Source organism: Kitasatospora sp. NPDC058046, assembly GCF_042885595.1.
GTDB lineage: Bacteria > Actinomycetota > Actinomycetes > Streptomycetales > Streptomycetaceae > Kitasatospora.
In genome coordinates this window covers 466,381-479,267 of sequence record NZ_JBHVRS010000003.1, presented here as the reverse complement: position 1 = coordinate 479,267, position 12,887 = coordinate 466,381, and the positions used below count along the sequence as shown (strand labels likewise).

Here is a 12,887-nt window from a genome sequence, read left to right as displayed (position 1 = left end):
GCCCCTCGCAGCAGCGCGTGATCCTCTCCGCGCTGGCCAACGCCCAGCTGTCGGCGTCCGACGTCGACGCGGTCGAGGCGCACGGCACCGGCACCACGCTCGGCGACCCGATCGAGGCCGGCGCGCTGCTGGCCACCTACGGCCAGGGACGCGCCGGGGACCGGCCGCTGTGGCTGGGGTCGGTGAAGTCGAACATCGGGCACGCCCAGCAGGCCGCCGGTGTGGCCGGTGTGATCAAGATGGTGATGGCGCTGCGGCACGGCGTGCTGCCGAAGACCCTGCACGCCGAGCAGCCGTCCTCGCACGTGGACTGGGACCTGGGCAACGTCCGGCTGCTCCAGGAGCAGGTGGAGTGGCCGGCGGGCGAGCGGCCGCGCCGGGCGGGCGTGTCGGCCTTCGGGATCAGCGGCACCAACGTCCACGTGATCGTGGAGGAGGCCCCGGCGGCCGTCGAGGCGGCGCCCGAGCCTGGGCCGGCGCTCCCGGCGCTCCCGGCGCTTCCGGAGCTTCCGGTGCTGGCCGGCGGGACGTCGGTGTGGCGGGTCTCCGGTCGTAGTGCGGTGGCGCTGGCCGGTCAGGCCGGTCGACTGCGTGAACACGTTTTGGCGCGGCCGGAGTTGTCGGTCGGCGATGTGGCGTGGTCGCTCGCGACGACGCGATCGGTGTTCGAGCAGCGTGCGGTGGTGCTGGGCGGCGAGCGGAGTGAGCTCGCGGCGGGTCTCGCGGCGGTGGCCACGGGGCAGCCCGCGCCCGGTGTCGTGACCGGCGGACTCGCTCCCGGTGGGGTGGGGCGGACGGTGTTCGTCTTCCCGGGTCAGGGGAGCCAGTGGGTCGGGATGGGGCGTGAGTTGGCCGCTTCGTCGCCGGTGTTCGCGGCGCGGCTGGCGGAATGCGCCGAGGCTCTCGCGCCTTACGTGGACTGGCAGTTGGACGATGTGCTGGCGGGCCTTCACGGTTTCGAGGCCGCCGATGTGGTGCAGCCGGCGCTGTGGGCCGTGATGGTCTCGCTCGCGGCGGTCTGGGAGGCGGCTGGTGTCGCTCCGGACGCCGTGATCGGTCACTCGCAGGGTGAGATCGCGGCGGCTGCTGTCGCGGGGATTCTTTCGCTGGAGGATGCGGCGAAGGTTGTTGCTCTTCGCAGCCGGACCCTGAAGGCCCTGGCCGGTCGCGGTGGGATGCTGTCGATCGCGGAGCCGGTGGCGGGTGTGCGGGCGCGGATCGCCGCGTACGGTGCCCGGTTGTCGGTGGCGGCGGTGAACGGTCCGTCGGCGACGGTGGTTTCCGGTGACGCCGACGCGCTGCGTGAACTCGCCGAGGCGTGCGGGGATTCGCCGCGCGCCCGGATGATCCCGGTGGACTACGCCTCGCACAGCGCCCATGTGGACGAGCTGCGCGAGGAGATCCTCTCCGTCCTTGAGGGGATCCGGCCTCGTGAGGCGCAGGTCCCGATGATCTCCGCGCTGACGGGCGAGTGGCTGGCGGGTTCCGAGCTGGACCCGGCGTACTGGTACGCGTCGCTGCGGGAGACCGTCGAGTTCGAGCGGGCGGTTCGTCTGCTGGGTGAGTCCGGGCACGGTGTGTTCCTGGAGGTGTCGCCGCACCCGGTGCTGACGCCGGCGATCGGTGACGCCCTGGAGGCGCTGTCCCCGGTCGTGGTGGGCACCTTGCGGCGCGACGAGGGCAGTGCGGACCGCCTGCTGACGTCGTTCGCCGAGGCCTACGTCCAGGGCGCCACGGTGGACTGGGTGTCGGTCCTCGCCGGTGGTTCGACGGTGGACCTGCCGACGTACGCGTTCCAGCACCGTCACTACTGGCCCGAGGCGGTGGCCGAGGTTGCCGAGGGCTCCGTCATCGATGCCGAGTTCTGGGCGGCGGTCGAGGGCGGGGACGCCGACGGCCTGGCGGCGGCGTTGAACATCGACGGCGACCGGCTGGGCGAGGTGTTGCCGGCGCTGGCCGACTACCGGCGCCGGGGCCAGGCCGATGCGGCGGTCGCGGACTGGCGGTACCGGGTGTCGTGGGCGCCGGTGAGCGAGTCCGGCGGGGTGCTGACCGGGACGTGGCTGCTGGTGGGGGAGTCCCCGGATGCCGCTGCGGTCGCGGAGGCGCTGGAGTCCCACGGGGCAACCGTGGTCCGTACTGCGGTGGATGCCGTGGGTGAGGCGGTGGCCGCGTGCTCCGACCTGAGCGGAGTGCTGTCGCTGCTGGCGCTGGACGAGTCGCCGGAGGAGGCGGGTCCGTGGGTGTCGCGTGGTGGTGCTGACACGCTCGCGCTGGTTCAGGAGCTTGGCCGGCTCGGTGTGTCCGCTCCGCTGTGGGTGGTCACGCAGGGTGCGGTGGGTGCGGTCGCGGGTGATGTGGTGCGGCCGGTGCAGGCGCAGGTCTGGGGTCTGGGTGCCGTGGCGGGGCTGGAGTTGGCGGGCCGCTGGGGCGGGCTGATCGACCTTCCGGCTTCCGTGGATGCGCGTACGGGTGCGCGGCTGGTGTCGGTTCTCGCGGGTGTCGAGGACCAGGTCGCGGTGCGTGCGGGCGGGGTGGTGGCGCGGCGGTTGGTGCGCGCAGGCCGTCCGAATGTGCGCGAGGCGTGGTCGCCGCGCGGTTCGGTGCTGGTGACGGGCGGTACGAGCGGGGTGGGTGCGATCACGGCCCAGTGGGTGGCGGATCGTGGTGCTTCGCGGGTCGTGCTGACGTCCCGTTCGGGTCCTGGTGCCGCCGGTGTGGCGGAGTTGGCGGCCTCGATCGCGGCTCGCGGGACGGCAGTGGAGGTGGTGGCGTGCGACGTCGCCGACCGCGCCTCCGTGGCAAGCCTGCTCGACTCGATCGACGCGACCGGTCCGGTGCTGTCGTCGGTGGTCCACTCGGCGGGTGTCGGTGACCGTAGGCCGGTCGAGGAGATCGAGCCTTCGGACCTGTCCTGGCTGCTGTCGGCGAAGGTCGGCGGTGCCATGGTGCTGGACGAGTTGACGGCCGGCCGGGACCTGGACGCGTTCGTGCTGTTCTCGTCGGGTGCGGGTGTGTGGGGCAGCGGTGGCCTGGGTGGTTACGCGGCGGCGAACGCGCACCTGGACGCGTTGGTGGAGGATCGCCGTTCCCGTGGTCTGGTGGCTTCTTCGGTCGCGTGGGGCCTGTGGGCGGGCGTCGGGATGGCCGCGAGCTCCGGTGGTGAGCGGTTGCGCGAGTTCGGCATGGAGGGCATCGACGGGCGTCGGGGCATGCTGGCGCTGGGCCAGGTCCTGGACGCGGGCGAGGGCGCGATGGTGGTGGCCGGCTTCGACTGGCCGCAGTTCGTGCCGACCTACACCCTGCACCGGCCGAGCCGGCTGCTGGCGGACCTTCCCGAGGTCCGTGCGGTCCTGGCCGCCGAGGCCGCCGTCGAGTCCACCGTCGAGGAAGTCGGCGAGTGGGCAAGCCGGTTGGCCGGAATGCCGGCCGCTGAGCAGCGCCAGGTCCTGACCGACCTGGTGCGCGGTCACGCGGCGGCCGTCCTCGGCCACGAGTCGGCGGACGACGTGCTGCCGCAACGGGCCTTCAAGGAGCTGGGCTTCGACTCCGTCGGAGCGGTCGAGCTGCGGAACCGCCTGTCGAAGGTGCTCGGCGTCCGGCTCGTCTCCACGATGGTCTTCGACCACCCGAACGCCGCCGCCGTCGCGGACTACGTACGCGGCGAACTCGTCGGCGCGGACGAGCAGACGGTCCAGCGGGACGGCGCGGTCCAGGTCGTGGCCGCGGCGATCGGCGAGCCGATCGCGATCGTCGGCATGGGATGCCGGTACCCGGGCGGGGCGGTCGGCCCCGAGCAGTTCTGGAGCATGGTGGCCTCCGGCACCGACACCATCGGCGGCTTCCCGACCGACCGCGGGTGGGACGCCTACGAGGAGGAGTTCGGCAAGGGCCAGGAGTACCGGCGACAGGGCGGATTCGTCCATGACGCGGCCGAGTTCGACGCCGGGTTCTTCGGGATCAGCCCGCGCGAGGCCCTGTCGATGGACCCGCAGCAGCGGCTGCTGCTGGAGACCTCCTGGGAGGCCATCGAGCACGGCGGGATCGACCCCAAGTCGCTGCACGGCTCGGCGACCGGCGTCTTCGTCGGCGCCAACTTCTCGGGGTACAGCTCGGTCCTGCCCGTCGAGGACACCAGCCTGGACGGCTACCGGCTGATCGGGAACGTGACCGCTGTCCACTCCGGCCGGATCTCGTACTGCCTGGGCCTGACCGGTCCTGCTCTGACGGTGGACACGGCGTGCTCGTCCTCGCTGGTGGCGATGCACCAGGCGGTGCAGGCGCTGCGGGCCGGCGAGTGCTCGATGGCGCTGGCCGGCGGCGTGGCGGTGATGGTCTCCCCGGCCGCCTTCATGGAGTTCGCCCAGCAGGGCGGCATGGCCTCCAGCGGCCGGTCGAAGGCGTTCTCGGAGGAGGCCGACGGGATCGGTTGGGGCGAGGGCGCTGGCATGGTGCTGTTGGAGCGCCTGTCCGACGCGCGGCGCAACGGGCACCAGGTGCTGGCGGTGATCCGTGGCAGTGCGGCGAACCAGGACGGCGCCTCGAACGGTCTGGCGGCGCCGAACGGTCCCTCGCAGCGGCGGGTGATCCGTGCGGCGCTGGCCAATGCGCAGCTGTCGGCGGCGGACGTGGACGTGGTCGAGGCGCACGGCACCGGCACGACGCTCGGTGACCCGATCGAGGCGCAGGCGCTGCTGGCCACCTACGGGCAGGCCGAGGACCGCGCCGCCGACCGGCCGCTCTGGCTGGGGTCGGTGAAGTCCAACATCGGACACTCGCAGTGCGCCGCCGGTGTGGCCGGTGTGATCAAGATGGTGATGGCGCTGCGGCACGAGGTGCTGCCGAAGACGCTGCACGCGGACGAGCCGTCCTCGCACGTGGACTGGGAGACGGGCAACGTCCGTCTGCTCCAGGAGGCGGTGGCGTGGCCGGCGGGTGGGCGCCCGCGCCGGGCGGGTGTGTCGGCGTTCGGTGTGAGTGGTACGAACGTCCACCTGATCGTCGAGGAAGTACCGGTCGCGGCGGTCGAGGCCGAGCGCCCGGCGGAGCAGCCGGCGCCGGAGGTCCTCGGGACCGCGCCTTCGGTGTGGACGGTGTCGGGCCAGAGCGTCGCGGCGCTGTCCGGTCAGGCCGGTCGGCTGCGTGAACACGTGCTGGCGCGGCCGGAGTTGTCGGTCGGCGATGTGGCGTGGTCGCTGGCGACGGCGCGTGCGGCGCTGGAGCACCGGGCGGTCGTGCTCGGTGGCGAGCGGAGTGAGCTCGCGGCGGGTCTCGTGGCGGTGGCCACGGGGCAGCCGACGTCCGGTGTGGTGACCGGTTCGGTGGCTCCTGGCGGTGTGGGGCGGACGGTGTTCGTCTTCCCCGGTCAGGGCAGCCAGTGGGTCGGCATGGGGCGCGAGTTGGCGGAGGCCTCGCCGGTCTTCGCCGCGAAGTTGGCGGAGTGTGCCGAGGCTCTGGCGCCTTACGTGGACTGGCAGTTGGACGATGTGCTGGCGGGCCGGCACGGCTTCGAGGCCGCTGATGTGGTGCAGCCGGCGCTTTGGGCGGTGATGGTCTCGCTCGCGGCGGTGTGGGAGGCGGCCGGTGTCGCTCCCGATGCCGTGGTGGGTCACTCGCAGGGCGAGATTGCCGCCGCCGCTGTGGCGGGGATTCTCTCCCTCGGCGATGCCGCGAAGGTCGTGGCTCTGCGGAGCAAGACCCTGAAGGCGCTGGCGGGTCGTGGCGGGATGCTGTCGATCGCGGAGCCGGTGGCGGGTGTGCGGGCGCGGATCGCTTCGTACGGTTCCCGGTTGTCGGTGGCGGCGGTGAACGGTCCGTCGGCGACGGTCGTCTCCGGTGACGCCGACGCGCTGCGTGAACTGGCGGACGCCTGTGGGGATTCGCCGCGTGCCCGGATGATTCCGGTGGACTACGCGTCCCACAGCGCCCATGTGGACGAGCTGCGCGAGGAGATCCTCGCTGTTCTCCAGGGCATCAGGCCGACCGAGGCCCGCATCCCCATGGTGTCCGCGCTGACGGGCGCATGGCTGTCGGGCCCGGAGATGGACCCCGCCTACTGGTACGCCTCGCTCCGCGAGACCGTCGAGTTCGAGCGGGCGGTCCGGATCCTGGGCGCCTCCGGGCACGGGGTGTTCGTGGAGGTGTCCCCGCACGCGGTGCTGACCGGCGCGGTGGGCGACGTGGTCGAGGACATCGACGGTTCGGTGGTGGTCGGCACCCTGCGGCGCGAGGACGGCGGGGCCGAGCGCCTGCTGTCGTCCTTCGCCGAGGCCTACGTCCAGGGCGCTCCGGTGGACTGGGCGACGGTGCTCGGTGGTGGCGAGAGCGTCGGCCTGCCGACGTACGCCTTCCAGCGCCAGCGGTTCTGGCCGGAGCCGCGCACCCCGCAGCGGGCCAGGGCGTCGGTGGACGACTGGCGCTACCGGATCACCTGGCAGCCGGCGACCGGGAGCGGCCCGGCGGTCCTGTCCGGTACCTGGCTGCTGTTCGGGGACGCGGCGGACGCCGGTGTGATGGCCGAGGCGCTGGCGAGTTGCGGTGCCGAGGTCGTGCGGACGACGTTGGCGGGCCTCGACGAGGCCGTCGCCGGTGCGGATGTCCAGGGCGTGGTGTCGCTGCTGGCCCTGGACGAGTCGCTGGACGCCGAGTTCGGGTGGGTCCCGCGCGGCAGCGCCGACACCCTCGACCTGGTGCAGGCGCTGGGCCGGGCCGGGGTCACCGCTCCGCTGTGGGTGCTGACCCGCGGCGCGGTGCAGGCCGCGGCCGGCGAGGTGACGACCAACCCGATCCAGACGCAGGTCTGGGGTCTGGGCCGGGCCGTGGGCCTGGAGCACGCGGACCGCTGGGGCGGTCTGGTCGACCTGCCGCCGGTGGTGGACGCCGATGCCGCGGCCCGGCTGGTCGGCGTGTTCGCCGATGGCAGTGAGGACCAGGTCGCGGTGCGGCCGTCGGGTGTCCTCCTGCGCCGTCTGGTGCGGGCGGAGGCCCGTCGCGTCGAGTCGGCGGGCTGGTCGCCGCGCGGCACCGTCCTGCTGACCGGTGGCACCGGCTCGATCGGCGTCTGCATCGGCCCCTGGCTTGCCGAGCACCGCGCGCCGAGGGTGGTTCTGACCTCCCGGTCCGGCCCGTCGGCGCACGGCGTGGCGGCGCTCGCCGCCGCCGTGGCGAACGGCGGCTCGGCCGTCGAGGTCGTCAGCTGCGACCTGACGGAGCGTGCGCAGGTCACGGCGATGGTGGCGTGGATCGAGAGCACCGGTCCCGGCCTGTCGACTGTCCTGCACTCGGCGAACACCCCGTACCTCTCGCGGGTCGAGCACACGGATCACGAAGGCCTGGCGGCGGCACTGGGCGCGAAGGCGGCCGGCGCCACCTATCTGGACGAGGCGACGACGGACCTGGGCATCGACGAGTTCGTGATGTTCTCGTCGATCTCGGCGACCTGGGGCAGCAACGACCACGCCGCGTACGCCGCCGGGAACTCCTTCCTGGACGGGCTCGCGGAGGACCGTCGCGGCCGGGGCCTGCCGGGGACCTCGATCGCGTGGGGTGTGTGGAACACCCGTGACTGGGACGCCGTGGACGCGGTGATGGACCAGGCGCCGGGCCGGGTGACCCCGCACCGCCTGCTGCGGCAGGGCATGAACTTCCTGGACACCCAGCGGGCGTTGACCGCGCTGGGTGAGGTCCTGGCCGACGACGAGACCTTCATCGCGGTCGCGGACGTCGAGTGGGAGAAGTTCGCGCCGGTGTTCACGGCCGCGCGTCCCCGTCCGCTGCTGGACACCATTCCGGAGGCGCAGGAGGACACCGCCCCCGGCCGTCCGGTCGACGACCAGCGCAGCGAGTTCGCCGCCCGGTTGGCGGGCCTGTCGGCCGCCGAGCGGCGCCGGACCGTCGTGGAGCTGGTGCGGACGCAGGCGGCCGCGGTGCTGGGCCACGAGTCGGCGGACGAGATCGTCGCCAGCCGGGCGTTCCGCGAGCTGGGCTTCGACTCGCTGACCGCCGTGGACCTGCGCAACCGCCTGAACGCGGCCGTGGGCGTCCGGCTGCCGTCCACGGTGATCTTCGACCACCCGAGCGCGTCCGCGCTGGCCGACGAGATCCTGGCCGCGCTGTTCGGGAGCGTCTCGGAGGAGACCACCCCGGTGGTGGTGCAACCGGCCTCGACCGATCCGATCGCGATCGTCGGTATGGCCTGCCGCTACCCCGGCGGTGTCCGGACGCCCGAGGAGCTGTGGGACCTCCTGGCCGCGGGCGGCGACGCGATCAGCGGCTTCCCGGCCGACCGCGGCTGGGACGTCGAGGGCCTGTTCGACCCGGACCCGGACGCCGAGGGCTCGACCTATGTGATCGAGGGCGGATTCCTCGGCGGCGCCGGGGAGTTCGACGCCGGGTTCTTCGGGATCAGCCCGCGTGAGGCGATGGCGATGGACCCGCAGCAGCGGCTGCTGCTGGAGACCTCCTGGGAGGCCGTCGAGCGGGCCGGCATCGACCCGAAGTCGCTGCACGGCTCCGCGACCGGCGTGTTCATCGGTGCGGCCGCCTCCGGCTACATCGGGGTGCTGGGCGACGAAGCGGAGGCCCAGGCGCACCTGATCACCGGGAACGCGCTCAGCGTCCTGTCCGGCCGGGTGTCGTACACGCTGGGCCTGAACGGGCCCGCGGTGACCGTCGACACGGCGTGCTCCTCCTCGCTGGTGGCGATGCACCAGGCGGTGCAGGCGCTGCGGTCGGGCGAGTGCACGGTGGCGCTGGCCGGCGGTGTGACGGTGATGGCCGACCCGGGCGAGTTCGTGAGCTTCTCGCGGCTGCGCGCGCTGTCGGCCGACGGCCGCTGCAAGGCCTTCGGCGAGGGCGCGGACGGCATGGGTATGGGCGAGGGCGTCGGAATGCTGGTGCTGGAGCGGCTGTCGGACGCCCGCCGCAACGGGCACCGGGTGCTCGGTGTGGTGCGCGGCAGCGCGATCAACCAGGACGGTGCGTCGAACGGTCTCACGGCGCCGAACGGTCCTGCCCAACGGCGGGTCATCCGGGCGGCGTTGGCGAGTGCGCAGCTGTCGGCGGCGGATGTGGACGTGGTCGAGGCGCACGGGACGGGTACGGAGCTGGGTGACCCGATCGAGGCGGGTGCGCTGCTGGCGACGTACGGCCAGGAGCGGTTCGAGGACCGGCCGTTGTGGCTGGGTTCGGTGAAGTCGAACATCGGGCACGCCCAGCAGGCCGCGGGTGTGGCCGGTGTGATCAAGATGGTGCTGGCGCTGCAAGCCGGTGTGCTGCCGAAGACGCTGCACGCGGACGAGCCTTCTTCGCACGTGGATTGGGAGACGGGCAACGTCCGTCTGCTGCAGGACGAGGTGGCGTGGCCGGCGGGCGAGCGGCCGCGCCGGGCGGGTGTGTCCGCCTTCGGGATCAGCGGCACCAACGCCCACGTGATCATCGAAGAGGCGCCGGCCGAGGTGGAGACGCCCGTCGACAGTGACGGCGGGAGCGTCGTGCCGGTGCTGTCGGGCGGTGTCCCGGCGTGGGTGCTGTCCGGACGGGACGCCGAGGCGCTGGCCGGCCAGGCGGGCCGACTGCGTGAACACGTGCTGGCGCGGCAGGAGTTGTCGGTCGGCGACGTCGCGTGGTCGCTCGCGACGACGCGTGCGGCGCTGGAGCACCGGGCCGTCGTGCTCGGCGGGGAGCGGGGCGAGTTCGCTGAGCGTCTGGCGGCGGTGGCCACGGGGCAGCCGGCGGCGGGCGTGGTGACCGGGTCGGTGGCGGCCGCCGGTGTGGGGCGGACGGTGTTCGTCTTCCCGGGGCAGGGGAGCCAGTGGGTCGGCATGGGGCGTGAGCTGGCCGCTTCGTCGCCGGTGTTCGCGGCGAAGCTGGCGGAGTGTGCTGCGGCTCTCGCGCCGTACGTGGACTGGCAGTTGGATGGCGTTCTGGCGGGCCGGCACGGTTTCGAGGCCGCTGACGTGGTGCAGCCGGCGCTGTGGGCCGTGATGGTGTCGCTCGCCGCTGTGTGGGAGGCGGCGGGTGTCGCTCCCGATGCCGTGGTCGGTCACTCGCAGGGCGAGATTGCGGCTGCCGCTGTGGCCGGGATCCTGTCGCTGGAGGACGCGGCGAAGGTCGTGGCTCTGCGGAGCAAGACTCTGAAGGCCCTTGCTGGTCGCGGTGGGATGCTGTCGATCGCGGAGCCGGTGGAGGGTGTTCGGGCCCGGATCGCTCCGTACGGTTCCCGTCTGTCGGTTGCGGCGGTGAACGGTCCCTCGGCGACGGTCGTCTCCGGTGACGCGGACGCGCTGCGTGAACTGGCTGACTCCTGTGGGGATTCGCCGCGCGCTCGGATGATCCCGGTGGACTACGCGTCCCACAGCGCGCACGTGGACGAGCTGCGCGAGGAGATCCTCTCGGCTCTCCAGGGCATCGCGCCGACCGAGGCCCGCATCCCCATGGTCTCGGCGCTGACCGGCGAGTGGCTCGCGGGCTCCGAGTTGGACCCGGCGTACTGGTACGCGTCGCTGCGGGAGACCGTCGAGTTCGAGCGGGCGGTTCGTCTGCTGGGTGAGTCCGGGCACGGGGTGTTCCTGGAGGTGTCGCCGCATCAGGTGCTGACGCCGGCGATCGGTGACGCCCTGGAGGCGCTGTCCCCGGTCGTCGCGGGCACGCTGCGACGGGAGGAAGGCGGCGCGCAGCGTCTGCTGACCTCGTTCGCCGAGGTGTACGCGCAGGGTCTCCCCGTCGACTGGGCCGCCGTACTCGGCCGCGGTTCGACGGTGGACCTGCCCACCTACGCCTTCCGGCACCGCCACTACTGGCCGGAGGCGGACCGCAAGCGCGCGGACGTCACGGTGGCCACCGGTGCGGAGGCGGGCTTCTGGACCGCCGTGGAGAGCGGTGATGTCACCGCGCTCGCCGATCTGCTCGGGGTGGACCCGGCGGATGCCGCGCTGGGTGCGCTGACCGACTGGCGGCGCCGCGAGCGGGCCGGCTCGGCGGTCGCGGACTGGCGGTACCGGGTGTCGTGGGCGCCGGTGAGCGAGTCCAACGAGGTCCTGGCCGGGACCTGGCTGCTGGTCGGGGACGGCACCGACGCGGCTGCGGTCGCGGAGGCGCTGGACCTTCCGGGTGCGCGGGTCGTCCGCTCGACTCCGGACGGTGTCGCCGCTGCGGTGGCCGCGCACTCCGACCTGCGGGGTGTGGTCTCGCTGCTGGCGCTGGACGAGTCGCCGGAGGAAGCGTTCCCGCTGGTTCCCGGCGGTCTGGCCGCGACGGTCGCGCTGGTTCAGGAGCTTGGCCGGCTCGGTGTGTCCGCCCCGCTGTGGGTGGTCACGCGGGGTGCGGTGGGTGCGGTCGCGGGTGATGCGGTGCGGCCGGTCCAGGCGCAGGTCTGGGGTCTGGGAGCCGTCGCGGCACTGGAGTTGGCGGGCCGCTGGGGCGGCCTGATCGACCTGCCGGCCACCGTGGACGCCCGCGTCGGTGCGCGGCTGGCGTCCGTCCTGGTCGGCGATGAGGACCAGGTCGCGGTGCGTGCGGGCGGTGTGCTGGCGCGGCGATTGGTGCGCGCAGGCCGTCCGGTCGTCCGCGAGGCGTGGTCGCCGCGTGGGTCGGTGCTGGTGACGGGTGGCACGAGCGGCGTCGGTGCGATCACCGCCCAGTGGGTGGCGGATCGTGGTGCCTCGCGGGTCGTGCTGACGTCCCGTTCGGGACCTGGTGCCGCCGGTGTGGCGGAGCTGGCGGCCTCGATCGCGGCTCGTGGATCGGCAGTCGACGTGGTGGCGTGTGACATCGCCGACCGCGCTTCTGTGGCGGAGGTCCTGGACCGTATCGATGCGGCGGGCCCGGTGCTGTCGTCGGTGGTCCACTCGGCGGGTGTCGGTGACCGTAGGCCGGTCGAGGAGATCGAGCCTTCGGACCTGTCCTGGCTGCTGTCGGCGAAGGTCGGCGGCGCCATGGTGCTGGACGAGTTGACGGCGGGTCGGGATCTCGACGCGTTCGTGCTGTTCTCGTCGGGCGCGGGTGTGTGGGGCAGCGGTGGCCTGGGCGGTTACGCTGCGGCGAACGCGCACTTGGACGCGTTGGTCGAGGATCGCCGTTCCCGGGGCCTGGTGGCCTCGTCGGTCGCGTGGGGCCTGTGGGCCGGCGTCGGCATGGCCGCGAGCTCCGGTGGTGAGCGGTTGCGCGAGTTCGGTATGGAGGGCATCGACGGGCGTCGGGGCATGCTGGCCTTGGGCCAGGTCCTGGACGCCGGTGAGGGTGCGATGGTGGTGGCCGGCTTCGACTGGCCGCAGTTCGTGCCGACCTATACCCTTCACCGGGCCAGCCGTCTGCTGACGGACCTCCCCGAGGTTCGGGAGGTGCTGGCCGCCGAGGCCGGCACCACCACGACCGAGGAAGTCAGCGAGTGGGCGGGCCGGTTGGCCGGAATGCCGGCCGCTGAACAGCGCCAGGTCCTGACCGACCTGGTGCGCGGTCACGCGGCCGCCGTCCTCGGCTACGACTCGGCGGACGACGTGCTGCCGCAACGCGCCTTCAAGGAGCTGGGCTTCGACTCCGTCGGAGCGGTCGAGCTGCGGAACCGCCTCTCGAAGGCGCTCGGTATCCGACTGGCCTCCACGATGGTCTTCGACCACCCGAACGCCACCGCCCTCGCGGAGCAGATCCTGCGCGAGTTCATGCCGGAGCAGGCCGCTCCGGAGGGTGACGCCGACGAGCCGGCCCTCAGGGAGGCCATCTCGGCGATCCCGCTGGCCCGCATCCGGCAGGCCGGCCTGCTGGACCTGCTGCTGCAACTCGCCGACCCGGCCCAGGACAACGGCGCGGACAGTCGAACGGATACGGAGTCCATCGACGGCATGGACGCCGAAGACCTCATTCGCATAGCCCTCGATGGCAAAGACTCCTGA

General features: G+C 73.1%; 1 protein-coding gene (running past one end of the window). It reads left to right on the top strand.

Annotated features, from left to right (window positions below; all coding sequences use genetic code 11):
- Positions 1-12,887 carry the 3' portion of a type I polyketide synthase gene (locus tag ACFVU7_RS09660; protein ID WP_388044847.1) on the top strand. It extends 5,407 nt beyond the left edge of the window, so the window shows 12,887 of its 18,294 coding nt (coding positions 5,408-18,294); its start codon lies beyond the left edge, outside the window; it ends in the stop codon at positions 12,885-12,887.